Source organism: Citrobacter sp. JUb117 (genome assembly GCF_024809055.1).
Classification (GTDB): domain Bacteria; phylum Pseudomonadota; class Gammaproteobacteria; order Enterobacterales; family Enterobacteriaceae; genus Citrobacter; species Citrobacter gillenii.
Genome location: NZ_JANUFB010000001.1, coordinates 760,841 through 781,350 on the forward strand (window position 1 = coordinate 760,841; position 20,510 = coordinate 781,350).

The following is a 20,510-nucleotide window of genomic DNA, read 5'->3' on the forward strand; positions in this document are numbered from 1 at the left end:
ATATATTAAGAGGTTTGTGTGATAAAGAACTACAAATTGACTACACTTAAGCCCTATGTGATATCAATCACATTTTCATTTTTGCTGTTTTTGTCGTTAACTGAGATTTCTACTTATTATATATATAAGGAGCGTATCGGTTCATATACAGAACGAGTATTGAATAGAAGTGTTAGTCTCATTCAACAGATTGATGAAATAAATGATGGTTATGAGATGTTTGATGCTTATAGTCCCTGTAGTGAACTACAGCTTCATGCTGTAAGAATCGCTCTATGGCCTTATGCACTTATAAAGGATATATCATTTATTTCTAATGGGGCAATTACTTGTACTGCGTTGTGGGGAAAGTTGCCAGCACCATTATTACTCAACATATACGATAGAAAAGTTGAAAAGGATAACTTGACGTGGTTTTTTGGCGTGTTGTTGGAAAATAATGTTAAAGCTGATTTACTAAGCAACCAAAAATTAGCTATAACGATTTCACCATTTGCTTTTAACAGATTTGCTACAGACCATGAAGAGAAAGGATTTTCAGCAATTGTCGGCAATAGAGATCATTCTCTTCATTTGTTTAGGTTTGGTGAACTGGTCGATCTGCTTGAGGAGGCTAAACATGATAAATCCTATCAGTTAGGACTTATTACTACGCAAAGTTGTAATGGAAAACATGACATCTGTGTCATGGGAGGAGTTAAATTTCCGTGGGTGAGTTTCGATAATTGGTTAATGATATTGTTGATTGCATTTACATCTATTGTAACAGGTGTTCTTTTAGGTGTTGTTTATAATCAAAAGGTTGCACGCAAACAATCATTAGTATCAAGATTAAAAAATGCCATAAGAAATGAATCATTATATCTTGTATATCAACCTATTTATAAAATAAAAACCGGTATGGTTATTGGTGTAGAGGCACTAATTAGATGGGATGACCATGATATTGGTAGCATTCCTCCTGATATTTTTATCCCTATTGCAGAGAGACATAATTTAATTCAAGATGTAAGTAATCTTGTATTTCGAATGGTAGTAAAAGAAGCTAGGTCCCTTTCTGAAAAATTTAATGTCTTTATAAGCATTAATGTTAGTTCACAAGACCTTTTGTCTGAATCTTTTCAAAGAAAAGTGTTTCAGATGATCGATGAATTAAATATAAAGCCCGGAATGATAATGATGGAATTAACAGAAAGACAGAGTGCGGATCTAAATTCACTCCAAAAGGTAATTTCTTTATTTAATGATAAAGGTATTTCAATAGCCATTGATGATTTCGGGACGGGCTATTCAAATTTAAACTGGCTGTCAAGTTTACAAATAGATGAAATTAAAATTGATAAATCAATTACAGACTCTATCGATGAATACTCTATAAGTAATAATTTATTATCAGGATTGGTAGAGATTTTTAAAGATATAACTCATAAGGTCGTATTCGAAGGTGTGGAAACATCAACTCAGGTTAATTATTTAACTGAAATGTTCCCTGAGTGCGGTGTACAGGGATGGTATTACTCAAAGCCGTTATCTATAGATAAATTGACAAAATTAGTCGAGGATGCCAATTTGCCTTAATAGTTATTACTTTATTTTCATTGTTTTCACATTCTATATAACACGCGTAACCGCGAGCTATATAAATTTAGCTGCAGAAGGATTTTGATATCTTGCCGCATTCAATCAGCTAGTTGGCTCAAAATTGTATGGAATGTTGCGTTCACCTTCTTCAGCGAGCAGGGCAAGATAGTCCTCTCGTGTCATTGACTGTGAAAAGCGTCCACACATAGAAACCTCCAGCCATATGTCAGACTAAAAGTATTGGGCAGTAAGAAAAAGTGGTGCGCACCGTTAAAGATTTAAACGGAGCTTGTAAAATAAATCGGAATGATTTCTTTGTGAATTGATGAATTCCGAAAGTGAAGGGGGCCTTAATCATTGTGTTCGAGAGCGATTAATAGACAACATTTGACGGACTTTTTCCCAGTAATTCCCCGAAGCTTCCCCTTTCAGAAAACAGACATAAAAAAACAGCCGTAACAGGCTGGTTATTAAAGGATTTTTGGTCGGCGCGAGAGGATTTGAACCTCCGCCCCCCCGACACCCCATGATGGCGAGTTACCGCTTAAGGGCTGCTATGTGCCAGAAGCGGACCTTGCAGAAGCTATGTCTCGTGAGGTCAAATATCAAAAAGCGTATTATCTGCTGTCATTAAATTTTATGCCTTTTTTGACCTCATATTTTTTAACATTTTATATGCCTTACCAACGAAGTATCATCCTGATGAATTTATTTTTTTCTTGCTGCGTGAACTTTGGATTAAACTCACAATCAAGAAACTCGCCCTCATCATCTCCAAACTCGTTCTCAAACCCGCAGACTATAAATTTATTGCTAAATTGTTCAAAAAGATAATCATGATAGCTAATGAAGAAGTTTGTAAAGTTAATGTTATAAAAACATTCAGACAAACGACCAGATTCCGCGTGACTCGCTCGGTTTGAAGTACCATCTTCATTAGCAAATACGCGTTCAAGATATTCCAATGCGCTTCGTTCAATCTTTTCAACCTCGGTTTTCGTAAGATCATCTCGACATTTAAAAGCACAAAACAAATAATAGTTAGGATTGGCAGAACTATATGATCGACTTGAAAGGTCATCCATGGTCAAACCTACCTTAGCAAATCCGATGTCTTTAATATCAGCTCCAAGATATAACCATTTTGTTAATGACTCGAAATTTTTTTTATCTCTTTCATGAAGCCACGCCATCTTATAATCTGCATTTGGATCAAGTTCTAAATCATATTCAACCTTTTGTTTTTTCATATTTTCCTCTTAAATTGATATAGAATCGGTATCAATAGGTGGTAAAATAGCCTAATGCTGAGATTTTCAAGACTACCCGACTGGTTACGATGCAACAGAACGACATCGACCGCAATTCAATTTTGAAAATAACCGGTCTGGCTGAAGGCAAGTTGGTCAGATCCGTTGATCTGTTTCCATTGATTAACACGCGGAAATGTTAGTAATGCCCCTTGGTGGTGAGAACAACAATTCCGTACTTCCGCTTCTCGCTCATATCTGCCGTTTAGTTACCGAGCATTACCGATTGTGTATCAGCAGTGGAGCAACACACCCGGATTGGACAAAATAACGGTTATGTCCAGGTGGCTCAGGGAATCACCTTAGTGGCGTGATTTGGGCTGGAACCGGTTTGGATTGGTAGCAATATAGCCGACTTTGGTTCCAGAACGCTGAAAATTGGTTTAATAGAAAGAATTACATGAACGTCCAGTCAGTCTTGGCTTACACGGGAACCAGCAGGCCGTTCTCGTATTTATAACCAATTATCTCCTGAGAGGCGGCTTCAGTAATATGGTCTGTAGGTTTTACCTGCCCACGGTGCCACTCCATAATAAATTCATGGTAGTCATCTGCGTCTTGCTGATTTAGCTCAAAATATTCAGGCCCCTGAATTCTACTAATCGCATCAGCATATTCAGCTTGGGTAATATTCCCGGAGCGCCACATTTTTAGTAAAATATTATGGCAAATGCTCCATGACGGTCTTTTATTATGATCGCTCAACATAGTTATGACCCGCCTGTATTTCCCTGACAGAACTTTATCGACTATTTCCTCTTTGAAATTGAATTTTATGCTTTTAACCTGTATGGATGCTGCGTTATTTTGCTCATGAATTAATACTGGCTCCATAACATCTACATTGGGGTTTTTACGAATGAATATAATATCGGCATTACTATGCGGCGAAAAATGACCAATCAGCTGTCTTTTTGTAGATAACAGTCCTGTTCCGACAGCCTTGCAATCCTGGAAAGGTTTTTTTGACCACCCTTCTGACCTTTCTGTGCACCACTGAAATGCTCGCAGGCCAGCCTTTTCATTACTGTTAAATTGCTCTACAAGGTAAGCCTCGAACACAAGCCCAGCAAAAGAGCTTGGTGTTTGATATGAACTGAATACATACCCCCTTTCAGTTAATGTTATTTGCCCGGTCTCTAAACCATCTGCAATTACTCTCTGTTTGTATTTGTCTTTAAGTATTTTTTTTCTAACTTCGAGAGATATACCAGGAGAGTTAATATCAAGTAGGCTGGCAGGGACGGAAGTTACCAACTCAATCATTTCTGGTCTATTTAATTCTTCATCTGTTATTGCAATTCTTTCCGTCATTTATATTCCTTGTATGGGCTTAATATTCCCATAAACCAATAAATAATTTATTATAAGGTGATATGACTGCACTAGGATTCTATCAAGTTAGATCCCTCCAAACCAGTCATGCTGGACAGAAACACCTGAACGTCCAAAGTGGCAAGAGGATTACGTAACGGCGGCGATTTGCCAGCAGTTCTGCGTCCGCACCGGCGCATCGAGGGCGGGTTATGCCAGCAGTTTTTCGACTGGCCGCGCAGCTGCGATGGCGCATCTGTCAGCAGGACGAAAAGTACTGAATGGTAGCGGCCAAACGGTACATAAAATGTCCGGGCGACACGGTATTACGGGACTTTTACAGTACTGGTTATGTGTAAAGATGCCAGCTGCGGGCCGTGTTCACCGGCGCATCGAGCGTAAAGTATGCCAGCAGATTTCAGGCTGGCCGCGTAGCTGCAGCTTGCGGAATGCCAGCCCTGGACAGAATCACTGCACCGTCCAGGCCGGTGCGGCTGAGGAACTACCTGCAGCGGTATGAACTGGCGCCCCTTCATGCCGTGGCCGGAGAGGCCTGGATGTCGCTTGTGTGCTAGGAGCGGTCATTTATACGTAGTAGCTCAATGACTACTTCGTACATAAAGCTGTCATTGGACTTTCTGACCTTACAAGGTAATCTGGCTTGCAAGGAAGCCGACCTTGCGGGGCCGGTATAACGCACTGTTATATGCCATAGGAGGACTAGTGGAAACGACAGACATTGTTCGAAAACTTTTTGACGGTGTTGTTCCTGAGAGAGCATCAGAGATTGAATCTATCGCTAACGATTATGATGCCCAGTTCCGACTGATTGCTGACCGCGAAGGATTTAACTTAGATGCTGGAGGGTTCTCCGCAATCCAGTACACCAGCAGATCAATGCGTCAAATGTGGCTTTTCGGTTATGCGGGAAGGCAGGCGTTACATTGTTATTCTTCGTTGATCGTATTCTTCAAATCATTCGGTACCACTCTCGACATAAACGAAATCAACAAGATTCCAGATCAGGCAGCAGAAGATGAAGCCTTCAAGTCGATACTTGATGCAGTGAAAGACCTGAGCACTGCATTTCATGAAGACGACTTTGAATGGCCAGTGGCTATTCCTGATCCTGAGAAGGGTAGGCCGTCAGATTCAGAGCGCGCTGCAGTATATGATCTCACGTGCATGGCTACGGCATATGTATTTTTACATGAACTGAAGCACGTAATTTTCTCAGCTGAAGGAAATGCACCGGAAGACCCGAAGGACGAAGAATATCTGTGTGATCAGTTCGCTAAAGATATGATGATATCCAAGATCGATCAGTACGCCGCAAGCAGTGGGTATCCCCCGGAAAAGGTTAGGATGAAGCGTATGATGGGGATCGCTCTAGCATCCGCATTTATCCTTTTCGCAACAGGAAGAAACCGCCTCGCGGGTTCAGAGACACATCCTCCCATTTACGGGCGTTGGTCGGCGACTGTGCAAGATGTCAATTTACCGGAAGATGACTGGTTCTGGCTGTATTTTTCCTCATTCGCCCTTGCGTTGCTGAAATATCATTCAATAACCATTCAGCCGAAGATCGTAAAGGATTATAAATCGCTATGCTTTGACCTAATCGCAGATCTTGAAAATGGCATATAACAAGGTAATCAAATTCGGTCGCCGGACGCTCATTCCTCGCGCCGTTTATTGCGGGAGTTACTGAGCGGCAGCTTCTGGCACAAAAATGAAATAGAATCTTCTATCATTGAATGACCGCTCTTTGTCTGAAGCAATCCACCGCCTGCGCGGTGGTGACCGTCTTCTTTTCGCTCATAGCGGACTTCAGCGGCAGTAAAAGCTTTATCATCGAGGTTTGCCAATAGTGGTAGCGCGTTGAATGTGCCGGCGAAAAACTTGGATTCTTGGCGAAAACTCTTCCCCAAAACTAAAATCAAAGTTTAGATAATCAATGAGTTGTAAAAGGTAGCCACTGGCTGTTTTTGAAAGTAGAAAGCATGATAATTTCAATTATATCAAATGGTAGCTATGAATTTGGCAATGTAATGCTGCGTCACATTGGTTGAGCTAACTGGGGCCCCTGATTTTTCACATTTCCAACGGCACGCGTCACCGCGTGTCGTATAAATTTATCAGCCGGTACGGCACCATCGGCCCGATGAATAAAGCAAGGCTGTTTCTTGTCGTCTTCCTTTTTCCATTCTTACCAGCCATCAGCTAAGCAAATTACACGGCCATGCTGCCAGAGTGGTTTAAACATTCTGCTGATGGTTGCAGTTTCAGAACGTGCATAAATTAGCGGCAGCTTAGACCACCATCGATTGTTAATTTTTGGGGGCAAATTTGGGGGCAAAAATCAGTTCGGGGCATGATTTGGGGCGATGAAATGACTCACATTGCCCGAAATTGTCCAAGGCGATTTTTCATTAACTGATTGATTTTATGGTAATTGACTGTAATTGCTAAATTTACAAAATCAATTTTATAGTCTAACGCTGATTATGTGGCTGTGGGGATAAACATTTAATAAACCGAGGGGAATGTCGGAAGGTGGCATGAACGCCACATCTGGCCTACGCGGGATAAATGTAGGCCAGATAAGCGTGAGCGCCATCTGGCGCAGGATTGATTACTTCAACTCATCAACCATGGTGATGGCGCGACCAATATAGTTGGCTGGCGTCATCGCTTTCAGGCGCTTTTTCTCGTCTTCTGGCAGGGCCAGTCCGTCGATAAACTGCTTCATGCCTTCGGCGTCAACGCGCTTGCCGCGGGTCAGCTCTTTCAGCTTCTCGTACGGTTTTTCAATGCCGTAACGACGCATAACGGTCTGAATCGGCTCGGCCAGCACTTCCCAGTTATGGTCCAGTTCATCCAGCAGATGATCGCGGTTTACTTCCAGTTTGCTCACACCCTTCAGTGTGGACTGATACGCGATCAACGCGTAGCCAATTCCCACGCCCAGGTTACGCAGAACGGTAGAATCCGTCAGGTCACGCTGCCAGCGGGAAACCGGCAGTTTGCTTGCCAGGTGCTGCAGTACCGCATTAGACAGGCCCAGGTTGCCTTCGGAGTTTTCGAAGTCGATAGGGTTAACCTTGTGCGGCATGGTGGAAGAACCAATTTCACCGGCAATGGTTTTCTGTTTGAAGTGGTTCAGCGCCACATAGCCCCAGACGTCGCGGTCAAAATCGATCAGGATGGTGTTAAAACGCGCGACGCAATCGAACAGCTCAGCAATGTAGTCGTGCGGCTCAATCTGCGTGGTGTACGGGTTCCACTGAATACCCAGCGAAGTGACGAATTCTTCACTGAACTGATGCCAGTCAACTTCCGGATAAGCGGCGATGTGGGCATTATAGTTACCGACGGCACCGTTGATTTTACCGAGAATTTCTACCTGGTTTAGCTGGCGATACTGGCGCTCCATACGGTATGCCACGTTAGCCATTTCTTTGCCCAACGTAGAGGGTGTTGCCGGCTGGCCGTGCGTACGGGAGAGTAGGGGAATGTCACGATACTGCACGGACAGGTCTTTTACCGCATCGATAAGCTTGCGCCAGTATGGCAGGATCACTTCATCGCGGGCGGTTTTCAGCATCAGCGCATGAGACAGGTTGTTGATATCTTCTGAGGTACAGGCGAAGTGGATAAACTCGGAAACAGCGTGTAGTTCCGGGATATCAGCGACTTTTTCTTTCAGGAAATACTCAACGGCCTTCACATCGTGGTTGGTCGTGCGTTCAATGGTTTTGATGCGCGCGGCATCTTCTTCATTGAAGTTAGCGACGATCGTATCAAGGAAACCGATTGCGTCGGCAGCAAAAGCAGGAACTTCCTTGATCGCTGCGTGCGCGGCCAGTTTTTGCAGCCAGCGTACTTCAACCTGTACACGGAATTTCAGCAAACCGTATTCGCTGAAAATCCCGCGCAGCGCGCTGACTTTATCGCCGTAGCGTCCATCGACAGGGGAAACGGCGGTCAGTGAGGATAATTCCATAGATCACAACTCCGGGGTTAAATGAGCAAGAATTTGTTTTGCCTGAGTGGTCAGGCGATTACGAGAAAACATGAGTTGCAGACGACCGCCACCGACCTGGTGCCAGAGTACGGCAGCACGAATGCCAGCCAGAAGCGACGCACGGACTTTGGCCTGAACCTGCGGGCTCTGGAGGATTGCTGGGGATCCCGTGACCTGAATACGTGGGCCGAGCGGGCTGATGACGTCAACATAAATGCCCGCCATTGCGCTCATTAACGTTTCTGACTGCAAATCGAAATGGTCTAGCTGGCGCTGCAGGCCATTAATACGGTCCCCCAGCGTGTCCATTGCGCCCTTGGCGGCTGACAGCTTGCGCTCCAGCACCATCAGGCTCAGGGTATAGCGGGTGAGTTCCGCGTTCAGTCCCTGACGACTGCTGGCGTTCAGTACACCGAGCAGCGTTTCAAGGCCCAGACGCAGATTGGCTTCACTGCCACCAAACACGCCCAGCGTAGAATTGGGATTCATATCAATAACACTGTTGAGTGAAACGTGTAGTGCATCGGCATCACAGTGCCCCTGGTGTGCCAGTTGTTGCACCAGGCGAGCCGACTGGCAAATGCCTGCCAGAGCGAGGGTGATGTCATAATAATTCTTTGCCACGTTCACTGCTTCCTTGTATTAGATATGTAGATAAATTATACCGGCAGAGGCAGGCGCTGCTCGATAATTCCGCCACCGAGGCACACTTCGCCGCAGTAAAAGACGGCCGACTGACCTGGCGTCACCGCCGCAACCGGCTCGTCAAAAATCACTTCAATACGTTCGTCATCCAGCGCCTTAACGGTGCACGGAATATCGGTCTGACGATAGCGGGTTTTCACCGTACAGCGCATTGTGCCGGAGAAGGGTTCGCGATCGACCCAGTGCAGCTGTTGCGCGATCAGGCCAACGGACATCAGACGCGGGTGATCGTGACCCTGAGCGACAACCAGAATGTTGTTCTCAACGTCCTTATCGACCACATACCATGGATCCTCGGTCCCTTCTTTGGTTCCGCCGATACCCAGACCTTTACGTTGGCCCAGAGTGTGATACATCAGCCCCTGGTGCTGGCCGATTTCTTCGCCATCCACGGTGATGATTTTTCCTGGCTGAGCCGGAAGGTAACGGCCAAGGAACTCGCGGAATTTACGTTCACCAATAAAGCAGATGCCGGTGGAGTCTTTTTTCTTCGCGGTAATCAGGCCCAGATCTTCGGCGATTTTGCGCACCTGTGGTTTTTCCAGTTCACCGACCGGGAACAAGCTTTGGGCGATCTGCTCGTGACCGAGCGTATAGAGGAAATAGCTTTGGTCTTTATTGCCGTCGAGTCCACGCAGCAGGCGGCTTTTGCCGTCGACGTCCGCGCGGCGCACGTAGTGACCGGTGGCGATGAAATCGGCACCTAAATCTTCAGCGGCAAATTCGAGGAAGGCTTTAAACTTAATTTCTTTGTTGCACAGAATATCCGGGTTTGGCGTACGACCCGCTTTGTACTCTTCAAGGAACAACTCAAAGACGTTGTCCCAGTATTCTGCGGCAAAGTTAACGGTATGCAGTTCAATGCCGAGTTTGTCGCAGACTGCCTGCGCATCTGCAAGATCGGCAGCAGCGGTACAGTATTCCTCACCGTCGTCCTCTTCCCAGTTCTTCATGAACAGGCCTTCAACCTGATAACCCTGTTGTTGCAACAGCCAGGCAGAAACGGAGGAATCGACACCGCCGGACATGCCGACGATCACTTTTTTTGGGCTTTCAGACATAGGAATACTCACGACATTGAACTTAAAGGCGGCATATTCTATCACGCAGCCCTTTACTTGACACCCTCTGTAAACGGCCAGTTAAATTCTCCGATCATTGCCAGCGGATACCGTTGCCCGCTCTGATAACAGCGAATGCTCTCAGCAACCAGCGGCGAACGCAGGTTCGGTGCAGATAAAATAGCTTCAGCGCTGACCCAACGACAGCAATCTATATCGTTGTCATGCGGCTCAGTAGCGCACATATTGGCAAGCTCAATAGAAAACAGAAAACGCAAGAACGGGGTTCTGTCCGGGGCTATCCATTGATGCATGCGAATAAAATGCTGCGGCTGCGCGGTGATGCCGGTTTCTTCCCACAGTTCGCGTGCAGCGGCTTGTACCAAGGTTTCGTCCGCTTCCAGATGCCCGGCAGGCTGGTTCCATAACGCTTTGCCGTTGATGGTTTCCTCAACGACTAAAAACTTATCCTCGGCATGTACAATGCAGGCGACGGTGACGTGCGGTTTGAACATGGTTCACCTCTTATTCTTCTTTAAAGCCTTCAGACACATCTGGCCAGCTGATCTCACCCGTGGCTTTATCGATACTGATATAGGCCACCGGAGGGGAGGTTTGTGGATCGGCGGCACCCCGGCAAAATTCGGTTTGGTGGTCTTCGCGCACGATGATTTCAATCGCGTTTTTCGCATTCCAGCTCTCATAAAAAACACATTGATAGTCATAACGCAAACTGAGAGTGGCGACCCGCGTGGCTGTATCTGTAGAGAGTGGATTGATGTCGTCGCGATAGCGGTCACCGCTGTTTAAAGGTTGCAGCTGTGATTTTTTCAACCAGCCGCGCACGCTATGACGATTGGCGGTGTAATAGACCACCTCAATAAAATCGTCTTTGGACTCTTCCTGAGCAGAAACCACGTCGCCGGGAACCAGGAATACGGAACTGTTGCGACACTGTGCATTTGGCATTGAATAGAATCCAGCGCGCGAGCTGCCGATGACCTGATAATGGTTGCTGGCGGCGGGGGGCATTTTTTCGCGTTGTGACATCGCTTTATTGGCCCATGTCTGGCAGGCAGGGCTAACAGGAAGCGGGTTAGCTAACGGCGTGAGTCCGTCGGCGGTAACCCAACCGGTAGCGAAAGTGCCGTTTGCGCCCCGATAGCGGACGTAACGAAAAGGTTCGTCTTTGGACAGCATGCCTGTGCTTTCATAACGCTGCGAACTTCTGAGTACCTCTACAGTGTCGCTATTGACCAAAAACGCCGGGAGCTGGCATCCGCTGGCCGGCGCAGAGTAGAAATGCAGACGAGAGTCAGCGCTGACGTTGGCAGTAGCGTAAAGATAATTTGCCTCTCCCGCCGCGATCCCGGCGAGCGTTTCACAGTTCTGTTTTGCATAACAAAATGGTGAAACTCCGCACAACATGAGCGCTGCAATGATCCGTTTATCCATATGCCGTGTTCTTCCCTGTTAATAGTTGCGTTAAAAATGGATGCTACGGCTGCAGCTCACGCCATTCGCCGTTGGCGAGATTATCCAGCGTGTAATCACCCATGGCATAGCGAATTAACCGCAGCGTGGGGAAACCCACATGCGCCGTCATGCGTCTCACCTGACGGTTACGCCCCTCATACAACGTGATTTTCAACCAACGGGTGGGAATGCTTTTGCGCTCGCGAATCGGTGGATTTCGCGGCCACAGCCAGTCAGGTTCGGCAACAACCTCAACGCCTGCCGGCAACGTTGGGCCATCATTGAGCGTCACGCCATTGCGCAGGGCATCCAGCGCCTCTGGCGTCGGCTCTCCTTCGACCTGTACGTAATAAATTTTTCCGGTGCGCTTACCCGGCTGCGTCAATCGGGCCTGTAATGCACCGTCATTGGTCAGTACCAACAGGCCTTCGCTATCCCTGTCCAGGCGCCCCGCAGCATAGACGCCCTGTACGGGAATAAAATCTTTTAACGTGCTGCGACCCGCTTCGTCAGTAAATTGTGGCAAAACATCGTAGGGTTTATTGAACAAAACCACGCGTTTTGGCTGGTTTTCTTTACGCTGTTTAGTGACTTGTCGTGAGCTGAATCGCTCAACCCGGTGATTTCTAAAAGAAGTTTTTTGCATGGTATTTTCAGATTATATCAATTGCCGCATTATAGCCTAAGAACGAGTGTCTTTCATGGCGGCGAACAATAGGGTAGTATTGACACGCTCATTACAAATCATTAACAAAAAGTTGCTCTAACGCATCCGTGTAGCAGGACGCAAATGCACATGCAGCGTGATGACAGACGAGCAGAACCAGAAGCGCTCGAAGGAGAGGTGAATGGAAAGCAAAGTAGTTGTTCCGGCGGAAGGTAAGAAGATCACCCTGCAAAACGGCAAACTCAACGTTCCTGAAAATCCGATTATCCCGTTCATTGAAGGCGACGGTATCGGCGTTGATGTAACCCCACCGATGATCAAAGTTGTCGATGCTGCTGTCGAGAAAGCCTATAAAGGCGAGCGTAAAATCTCCTGGATGGAAATCTACACCGGCGAGAAATCCACTCAGGTATACGGCCAGGACGTCTGGCTGCCTGCTGAAACCCTTGATCTGATTCGTGACTACCGTGTTGCTATTAAAGGCCCACTGACTACCCCAGTTGGCGGCGGTATTCGCTCACTGAACGTTGCACTGCGTCAGGAACTTGACCTGTACGTGTGCCTGCGTCCGGTTCGTTACTACCAGGGCACCCCAAGCCCGGTTAAACATCCTGAACTGACCGACATGGTCATCTTCCGTGAAAACTCTGAAGACATCTACGCTGGTATCGAGTGGAAAGCCGACTCTGCTGATGCAGAGAAAGTGATTAAATTCCTGCGTGAAGAGATGGGCGTGAAGAAAATTCGCTTCCCGGAACATTGCGGTATCGGTATCAAACCGTGTTCCGAAGACGGGACAAAACGTCTGGTGCGTGCGGCGATTGAATACGCCATCGCTAACGATCGTGATTCTGTTACCCTGGTACATAAAGGTAACATCATGAAGTTCACCGAAGGCGCGTTCAAAGACTGGGGTTACCAGTTAGCGCGTGAAGAGTTTGGTGGTGAACTGATCGACGGCGGCCCGTGGGTGAAAATCAAGAACCCGAAAACCGGGAAAGAGATCGTTGTTAAGGACGTTATCGCCGATGCGTTCCTGCAGCAGATCCTGCTGCGTCCGGCAGAGTATGATGTTATTGCCTGTATGAACCTGAACGGTGACTACATCTCTGATGCCCTGGCAGCGCAGGTTGGCGGTATCGGTATCGCGCCGGGTGCAAACATCGGTGACGAATGTGCACTGTTCGAAGCCACCCACGGTACTGCACCGAAGTATGCGGGTCAGGATAAAGTGAACCCTGGTTCTATCATTCTGTCTGCTGAAATGATGCTGCGCCACATGGGTTGGACCGAAGCGGCTGACTTAATTGTTAAAGGTATGGAAGGCGCGATCAACGCGAAAACCGTAACCTATGACTTTGAACGTCTGATGGACGGCGCTAAGCTGCTGAAATGTTCAGAGTTTGGTGACGCGATCATCGAAAACATGTAATGCCGTAATTTGTTAAATTTATTAACGGGAGCGTAACGCTCCCGTTATTTTTTGTTAGGCTGCTAACGGTTATCAAAATTTTATCAAAATAAGTTATCAAAACCCCCTTGGGAGTTTGGAGTAGGCTGGTCGGTCAGATGGCAGTTCTATTGCCAGGTCCCCATTTGACATTCCTCAGCTTTTTATTATTTCTGGTAGACGCTCGTTAATATCTAGCTTCATTCTGTGCCAGGAGCAGACGTTGCTTACATCGTGCTATATTTGTTTGTGAAGAAGATCCGGTCAAATAATTAATTAGTCAATTTGGGGATTGTTATGTTTTATCATGTGTAGCATGTTGCTACTGCAGACAATAATCTATTTTTAGCAAATATTTAAATCTCTGTAATAAGGACATAAGGTCGATGGACATAAAAAAAGTGGGTGGTGCTGGACTTCACGCAAGTGAGCTCAGAGCAATCAGTAAAATGGAGCAGCACTTCCAAAGCAGCTGGCACGGATTTGCGGGATTGGTTGCTTCGGATGCGCAAGGCGCAATGGAAATTGATTGCCTTATCATTACCCATGACCGTTTGCTTTTAGTTGAGCTCAAAGAATGGAATGGGGTAATCGAATATGACAACGGGATGTGGATCCAGAATGGTCAAAATCGTGGAAAAAGCCCTTTTGCCATCAAACGAGAACATGCTCTGCGCCTACAAAAATTACTTGATAGAGAGTTGTCGCACAACCTCGGTTATTGGCTCACAGTGGAAGCTCATGTAGTACTTTGTGGAAGCGCTACTCCAGACAATCTCCCTCAGATAGAAAGGCCTTTTGTACACTCACTCGATGAATTTCTTGCTATTCGGTCTCCAGAAAAGTATGACAATCTAGTCGCAAATAAAAAACTGGCCGGATTCTTCAACAATGGAAAAGCAAGACCAAACTCCGAAAAGTCTTTGCAGGTCATCTACAGATTTATCGAAGGACCAAAGATTCGGAAAAAAGAGCTTGTTGTTGGCAACTTTCAGGCGCACACAAACAAGTCTTGGTTTGCTCACCGGAACTCAATCTACAAAGAATATTTGGCTCAAGATAAAACAATGCCATCAGCGAAAGGATTGATCCGTCGCTGGGACTTTAATCAGTTGGGTACCATACATGCCTTACAGGCTACTTGGTCCGATATTGCTCTGCGCGAAAATCGGATAGGGAAATTTATTCGTGATAACAGCAATATGCGAGATTATCTGCTTAGGTATGTCAACGATGTTTCAGCAGATGACATCACAGAGGATTTTTGTGAGTTGTATGAGTTACCTCGAAATACAGAGCGTTTGGATGAGGTTATAGCAAGTGATTCTGCATCATGGTCTAAAGAGCAACGGATTGATAGGGTTCGAGCTCTACTAGCCCCTTTTGGTGACTTACATGCATTGAATATTGCTCACCGCGATGTAGACCCACACAACCTCTGGTATGCCAACAACCACGGTAGTATTTTGGCATCAGGTTTCGGTGCTGCGTTTTTTCCTGAAACAGGAACAGTGGCCGAACATCGAAAATTACTGCAAAGTTCACCAGTCGCACTGCCTGAAGATGCTATGTCTGAAGGCGAAATCATTGACGCTTTTCGTATCGATGTATTCCTGCTGGCATCTGTCGCTTATCAGATTTGTTTTAATCAAAAGCTTGAGCAAGTGGATGGTGTTCCCGAATGGACTCTTCCTGTAAACGATCCTTTCGATGGACTATTGAACTCTTGGTTTGAAAAAGCCTTATCTTGGGATGCCTCAGAACGTTTTGACGGCGCCCACAGCATGCTAGGAGAATTCAACTCCCTTACCGGAACATGTCCTGAAGAAGATAAAGAATCACAACAGATCTTTGAGCAGTTACTGCATAGTCCACACCGACGGCAAGAACTAACACCATACTTAATACTCCAGAATTTCCCACCATCCCCAGAGCAACTACAGCAAGCCTTCGAGGCTCTAGCCAGCGTAAGCAGTAAGAAATCATTCTTGGCTCATAAAGACAATCGGGAAATTCTAGTAAAGTTATGGGATAATGTTCAGATCTCTCAAAACCAGCCAGGCTCCAATCGTCGAGTATTGCAGTTTCTAAAACGATTGGAAAAGTTCCAAGAAGCAACTCTCGCAACTCCAAAAGTAATAGACTTTGGTCTAATGAATCCCCAAGGCTTATTTGTAGTCACAGAATATGTGGAGGGTGAAACCTGGTCACATTACTTGCTCGATTTAACTTTGTCTCAAGAAGAGAAGAGGGAGCTTGCAATTAATCTTATTAGTACTGTAATGGATTTCCACGAAAAAAGATTTGCCCATGGAGATTTGCATCCAGAGAATATTCTTGTGAAAGACAGCAATGCTGAACTGATCATGCTTGTAGATGTGGTTGATTACGGTAGTGAAACTGAGGCATTTAATACAGATTATGGTCCAGTAAACCCAGCCATTACTGATGCATATGGGAGAGACCGTTATGCTGTATTCAAGATTGTTGAGGAACTTTTCTCGGGAGACTTGCCAACACAAGTTCAAGAAGAACTCATTAGAGCTCGGGACAATCAAACACAAATTCCAATCGCCCTTGCTCCATTGCTCAATTCGCTGCATGAAGCTCTAGAACCAGAAGAATCAGAAGAACCAGAGGTTGAAGAAAAAGAGCCGATATTGTTGAGTTGGAGGGGTAACCTTCCGAGTGCTCCCACACTTTTGGATCCAATCGACGGCGGTTATTATTTCAACTGCAAATGGATTGATAGTCGAGTTAGTAATTCAAGTAATGAACTTGCTTGCTTTATTACAGGTAATACCGCTTATCTAAAAATTAACGTGGATGTTGAAGCACGTATCATTACCAAAGTCCGGTATACAACCTCCATTCCGCTAAGTGATGTTGTCAGCGCTCAACGACGTTCTGTTGGAAAAGTATCACAACTTATTGCTCTGAAGAATGGCCCTGTGGATGAAAGATGCTCTTTGGTGGATGAAATCCTAAGCATGGAAGCTGTCATCGATGCTATTATTGAGCGCTTTAATCTATCTGTAGACGTTTCAGACAGTCCTTTAACAGATGAAGAGCGCAAGGAATTATCTCCAGAGAGATTATGGAAGACATTAGCTGATTCAGAAGGGCAACTTCGTCAAACCTTCCAAATTGAATCGAATGCAGAGGATAAAGTGAGCGATAGTGGGTATCCAATGTACCCATATTCGTGTCTCGATGGACGGGACCTGCAGATAGATGTAGATGAGACCTACTACATCTATCAACCTAAGTCCGATGAAAAGCTTGGAGAACTCGTCGTCAACGAGACGAGCAGCAGTTTTGTAGCTATACAACCTGTCAACAATTGGGCCAATAAGCAGTTCACGCCTGGTAAGTCGTTTCAACTTGAATCCATTCGTAGCAAATCGTCAAGAGATCTTAGACTCAAGGCTTTGAACCGAGTTATGACTAAAAAATCGGTCATACCCAACTTGATTGACTACTTTGATGCCAGACAATCTCCTGCACTCAGGGAAATGACAGAGCGTCCATCCATCCAGAAGCTGCGAGAGTTATATGATGTACCTGGCCAGGAAACAAATAGCAAGCAACTCGAGGCATTTCAATTTTTGGTAGGACAAGGTCCTGTTGGAGTGCTTCAAGGTCCCCCTGGTACAGGGAAGACGACTTTCGTCAGTAAATTCATCCATTATCTGTTTGAGCATGCTGGTGCGAACAACATACTCCTGGTAGGACAGCAGCACTCTGCGGTCGATAATGTCGCAATAAAAGCCCGTGAACTATGTGCTGACAAAGGCCTGGAACTGGATACTATTCGAATCGGTAGTGAATCACTAATCGATGATCGTATGCTGCCAACACATAGCCGAGCTTTGCAACAAAAAATCCGTCACAAATTTCACAGGGAATATGACATACGAGTTAATGCTCTGTCCTCAAGACTGCAGCTACCACATGAACTTATTCAAGATGCAACACGAATGCACCGCAACCTAGCTCCCTTGCTAGCACAATTAGGACAGTTCCAACGTCAGCGAGAAAAACTTGTACGCACTGGTGGAGATTCCAATGAGATCCATGTAAACCAGTTAACGGAATTAATGCATCAGCGAAATCAGACGTTAGAAACAATTGAAACTATAATCCGACAACAATTCAACGGGGCGTTTGGCGAGTTGCCAACTGATAGTGAGCTTCTACTGGACAAGCTACTACAGATATTAGCTCAAAGTCATGGAGTGAATAATCCCGTTAAGGTAGACCGCCTACATCGATTGCTATCCTTAAGCCAAGAATGGCTTGATGTATTGCGCTCTGGAGAAGCTGGCTATGAACGTTTTATGTTAAAAACAAAACAATTAGCTTGCGGCACTCTAGTGGGGGTTGGACGTCGCAGTTTAGAGCTGGAGCAGACCCAATTTGATTGGGTTATTGTCGATGAAGCTGGTCGCGCCCAAGCCAGTGAGCTGATGGTAGCATTGCAAAGTGCGAAACGCGTTCTATTAGTGGGCGACCATAAACAATTACCTCCGTTTTATCAGAATGGGCATATAAAGCACGCAAGCAAACTACTTGATGTAAACAAAGAAGCTTTTCGAGAATCCGATTTCGAGCGAGCATTCAAGGCATGTGGTGGAGTAACACTGGATACACAATATCGGATGATTGAACCCATTGGTGACCTAGTCTCAGCATGTTTTTATGCCGACGATATCGGCAAATTACACACTGGGCGAGGACCAGTAAAATACTGGTACGACGAATTACCTTTCCCATGGAATAAAGGTGTTAGCTGGATAGATACCACCTCTGAACGGGGTGAGAAAGAGGCTAAACCAGGCTACATCAACCAACATGAAATAGATCTGTTATTACAGTCATTACGCGTTCTCGTTGAGACAGATGCTGTGGAACATCTGCAAAGAACGGTCACCAATGAACAACCTTATCCAATTGGAATTATTACCATGTACAGGGCGCAGAAAAATGAAATTGATACTCAACTCAATCAAGCTGAATGGATGGGACCGCTGCGCCATTTGATCCGAATTGATACCGTTGATTCCTACCAGGGTCAAGAAAACAAGATCATAATCCTTAGTTTAGTGCGAGATAATTCCGACGCTCTGCAGGGTTTCTTAAGGGATGCCCCCCGAATCAACGTAGCTATTTCTCGTGCTCAGGAGCGCTTAGTTATTCTTGGAGCAAGCAAAATGTGGCGTAAAGACAACAATGACTCTGCATTGGGCTCAGTGTATGAATACATCGCAGAGCAAGCAATACAACACAATAGCCATTACCAGATGATTACGACTCTTGAATTCAATAAGGAAGCCACACCACTATGATCCCGCTTTCGACAGAAACTAAAGCTCGTGTAGGGAATCGCATTACCATCCTTATTCCTGCTAGAAAATACATCATGAACTTAGCCTGGACTGAAGAAAAGCCGATGCCTGCTATTGAGCTATTTGCTTGTCGACTGCTCATACTCTTTGAACGAATGTTACCTCTCGAGTTACGTGAGTTCTTCGGACTTTCAGAACGCGAAGAGGAAGAATTACTAAATTCATTAGAAGATAAACGCCTAGCTACATTGGATCACCAGGGTTATCTAGTCCCGAGTCCACTGTTAAAGGGCCAAGTCGGCGATGGTGATGGTGTACCAATGTTGGTTAAATATAATGAGCAGACAGAACATGTGGTACTTGACGCTTTTGCTTTGTCTGTCCGTAAAGAACAAAGATTGAGTCGATTGATGTTTGGTTTGCCGGAACTTGCAATGCCTGAATCCCTAAAAGAATTAGGAATGGATAAAATCATTGAAGAGTTCAGTCGACAATTCCGCAGTTATCTTGAAATAACTCGCAACAACGAGCATGAACGTCAACGAACTCAACTTTATAAAGTGATGGGCTGCAGTTCAAGTGAAGTGCTACAGTTAGCAGTTGATATTGAATTCACCTATCTGCAGGCTAAGGGTGAACCAAAACAGTTTATTTGCTCTGTTGAACGGCTAGGGCCAAACCAAAGTCGCCCCCTCAATAGTAAGCTAGAAGCCCATATCGCAGATTTTCTAGGATCAAATTACATAGAAGAAAAAGGCACTGATGCGGAAACATACTGCCAACTAGCCGACGATCATATACTTAAGCCTTTCGTAAATGGCTACCGGGTAGATTATTCTGGTTGGATGCATGCTAGAGATGAAAGCAAGACTGGTTATGGCTCACCAGATACTCGAGGTGTTTTTGGGCCCATATATCTAGTTGAAAATCGACGTGATGCATTGCAATGGATTCGAAAAACTCTACACGAGCATAATGACGTTACTGAGCTAAAAGCACTATGGATGCCGAGTAACGTTCCATTGTGGGGAGCTAATTCGGAGGACATAGAGCACTTTGTACAAGGTCTAAAAAATATTCTTGAGCAAAGAGACAACGATGCAAAAGTATCCCTAATCCATCAAGGAAAAAAATGGGATGTTAGCCAGTACTTGATAAATATTTTCCCATATGGATTATCCACTCCACTAGAGCTGGATAGACTTGAATTGTTTGTTATTCCTGGTATTTTCGGTCTTATACAGTATCATGGTCAACCTAATAGTGATAGCGGAGTTAGTCTGCCCATTGGCTACATGACCAAAGATCCGGAACGAATTAAGTCTCTAGAGTTATTATTCCAATCTAGAATCGGAGACCTCAGCAAATTGAATAGTACATGGGGCTCTTCCGGAGAGTCCAAATCGCCAGCAAGCGAACGAGATCTTCTACCACAAAACTGGCTAACTAGGACTACCACCAGACCTATTCTTAGCCTGAATCGCTAACATCAAAGTCAGTTACCATAACTGGTAGCTGGCGTTTTAGTGATGTAATTAATGGACTGGTTTTCGGAGTAATTATTATATCGC

At 45.4% G+C, this 20,510-nt stretch carries 13 protein-coding genes and 2 pseudogenes; 5 read left to right on the top strand and 10 right to left on the bottom strand.

The genetic code is table 11. From position 1 onward, the window contains the following. Positions 1-18: 18 nt before the first annotated feature. Positions 19-1,578: an EAL domain-containing protein gene (locus tag M2374_RS03725; RefSeq protein ID WP_016152749.1), complete on the top strand. Its 1,560-nt coding sequence runs from the start codon at positions 19-21 to the stop codon at positions 1,576-1,578. Positions 1,579-1,692: 114 nt separating this feature from the next. Here the strand turns inward: M2374_RS03725 and M2374_RS03730 are convergent. The 3 genes and pseudogenes from M2374_RS03730 to M2374_RS03740 all read right to left on the bottom strand — a co-directional run. Continuing rightward, positions 1,693-1,788, bottom strand: a pseudogene (locus M2374_RS03730) (SOS response-associated peptidase); the annotation flags it as partial. A 473-nt stretch (positions 1,789-2,261) separates the two neighbouring features. Continuing rightward, positions 2,262-2,831 carry a hypothetical protein gene (locus tag M2374_RS03735; protein ID WP_181688237.1) on the bottom strand — a complete coding sequence of 190 codons (570 nt, stop codon included), beginning with the start codon at positions 2,829-2,831 and terminating at the stop codon, positions 2,262-2,264. Between the two features lie 483 nt (positions 2,832-3,314). Beyond that, on the bottom strand, positions 3,315-4,205 hold the full coding sequence (locus tag M2374_RS03740) for a hypothetical protein (protein WP_181688236.1): 891 nt from the start codon (positions 4,203-4,205) through the stop codon (positions 3,315-3,317). 723 nt (positions 4,206-4,928) lie between these two features. On the opposite strand from M2374_RS03740, the gene M2374_RS03745 reads away from it, so the two are divergent. Beyond that, positions 4,929-5,852: a phage exclusion protein Lit family protein gene (locus tag M2374_RS03745; RefSeq protein ID WP_249418282.1), complete on the top strand. Its 924-nt coding sequence runs from the start codon at positions 4,929-4,931 to the stop codon at positions 5,850-5,852. A gap of 412 nt (positions 5,853-6,264) precedes the next feature. Here the strand turns inward: M2374_RS03745 and M2374_RS03750 are convergent. The 7 genes and pseudogenes from M2374_RS03750 to rluE form a co-directional block, all read right to left on the bottom strand. Continuing rightward, a pseudogene (locus tag M2374_RS03750) lies at positions 6,265-6,528 on the bottom strand (SOS response-associated peptidase family protein); the annotation flags it as partial. A 312-nt stretch (positions 6,529-6,840) separates the two neighbouring features. Continuing rightward, positions 6,841-8,211, bottom strand: coding sequence for an adenylosuccinate lyase (purB, locus tag M2374_RS03755; RefSeq protein ID WP_181688234.1), 1,371 nt, complete (start codon positions 8,209-8,211; stop codon positions 6,841-6,843). A gap of 3 nt (positions 8,212-8,214) precedes the next feature. After that, complete coding sequence (hflD, locus tag M2374_RS03760; RefSeq protein WP_117343114.1) at positions 8,215-8,856, bottom strand: high frequency lysogenization protein HflD; 642 nt, start codon at positions 8,854-8,856, stop codon at positions 8,215-8,217. Between the two features lie 35 nt (positions 8,857-8,891). Further along, positions 8,892-9,998, bottom strand: a complete 1,107-nt coding sequence (gene mnmA, locus M2374_RS03765; protein WP_181688233.1) for a tRNA 2-thiouridine(34) synthase MnmA — start codon at positions 9,996-9,998, stop codon at positions 8,892-8,894. Between the two features lie 53 nt (positions 9,999-10,051). Beyond that, complete coding sequence (locus tag M2374_RS03770; RefSeq protein ID WP_117342947.1) at positions 10,052-10,513, bottom strand: NUDIX hydrolase; 462 nt, start codon at positions 10,511-10,513, stop codon at positions 10,052-10,054. 10 nt (positions 10,514-10,523) lie between these two features. Further along, the gene (locus M2374_RS03775) at positions 10,524-11,453 is read right to left on the bottom strand and encodes a hypothetical protein (RefSeq protein ID WP_181688232.1); all 930 of its coding nucleotides are present in this window, start codon (positions 11,451-11,453) and stop codon (positions 10,524-10,526) included. A 43-nt stretch (positions 11,454-11,496) separates the two neighbouring features. Continuing rightward, positions 11,497-12,120 (bottom strand): 23S rRNA pseudouridine(2457) synthase RluE, encoded by a 624-nt coding sequence (gene rluE, locus M2374_RS03780; protein WP_096757397.1) that lies wholly within the window; start codon positions 12,118-12,120, stop codon positions 11,497-11,499. Positions 12,121-12,322: 202 nt separating this feature from the next. Between rluE and icd the strand changes: the two genes are divergently transcribed. From icd to M2374_RS03795, 3 genes are all read left to right on the top strand, one after another. Then, entirely contained in the window at positions 12,323-13,573 is a 1,251-nt protein-coding gene (gene icd / locus M2374_RS03785) for an NADP-dependent isocitrate dehydrogenase (RefSeq protein WP_181595521.1), read from the top strand. 404 nt (positions 13,574-13,977) lie between these two features. After that, positions 13,978-18,939 (top strand): AAA domain-containing protein, encoded by a 4,962-nt coding sequence (locus M2374_RS03790; protein WP_213135405.1) that lies wholly within the window; start codon positions 13,978-13,980, stop codon positions 18,937-18,939. Then, positions 18,936-20,426, top strand: coding sequence for a hypothetical protein (locus M2374_RS03795; RefSeq protein WP_213135406.1), 1,491 nt, complete (start codon positions 18,936-18,938; stop codon positions 20,424-20,426). The genes M2374_RS03790 and M2374_RS03795 overlap by 4 nt, the downstream gene beginning before the upstream one ends. Positions 20,427-20,510: the final 84 nt, after the last annotated feature.

Coding starts and splice junctions, on each gene's coding strand:
- mnmA (WP_181688233.1), bottom strand. CDS start 9,998: ATGTCTGAAAGCCCAAAAAAAGTGATCGTCGGCATGTCCGGCGGTGTC.
- M2374_RS03790 (WP_213135405.1), top strand. CDS start 13,978: ATGGACATAAAAAAAGTGGGTGGTGCTGGACTTCACGCAAGTGAGCTC.
- M2374_RS03740 (WP_181688236.1), bottom strand. CDS start 4,205: ATGACGGAAAGAATTGCAATAACAGATGAAGAATTAAATAGACCAGAA.
- purB (WP_181688234.1), bottom strand. CDS start 8,211: ATGGAATTATCCTCACTGACCGCCGTTTCCCCTGTCGATGGACGCTAC.
- M2374_RS03735 (WP_181688237.1), bottom strand. CDS start 2,831: ATGAAAAAACAAAAGGTTGAATATGATTTAGAACTTGATCCAAATGCA.
- M2374_RS03775 (WP_181688232.1), bottom strand. CDS start 11,453: ATGGATAAACGGATCATTGCAGCGCTCATGTTGTGCGGAGTTTCACCA.
- icd (WP_181595521.1), top strand. CDS start 12,323: ATGGAAAGCAAAGTAGTTGTTCCGGCGGAAGGTAAGAAGATCACCCTG.
- M2374_RS03770 (WP_117342947.1), bottom strand. CDS start 10,513: ATGTTCAAACCGCACGTCACCGTCGCCTGCATTGTACATGCCGAGGAT.
- rluE (WP_096757397.1), bottom strand. CDS start 12,120: ATGCAAAAAACTTCTTTTAGAAATCACCGGGTTGAGCGATTCAGCTCA.
- M2374_RS03795 (WP_213135406.1), top strand. CDS start 18,936: ATGATCCCGCTTTCGACAGAAACTAAAGCTCGTGTAGGGAATCGCATT.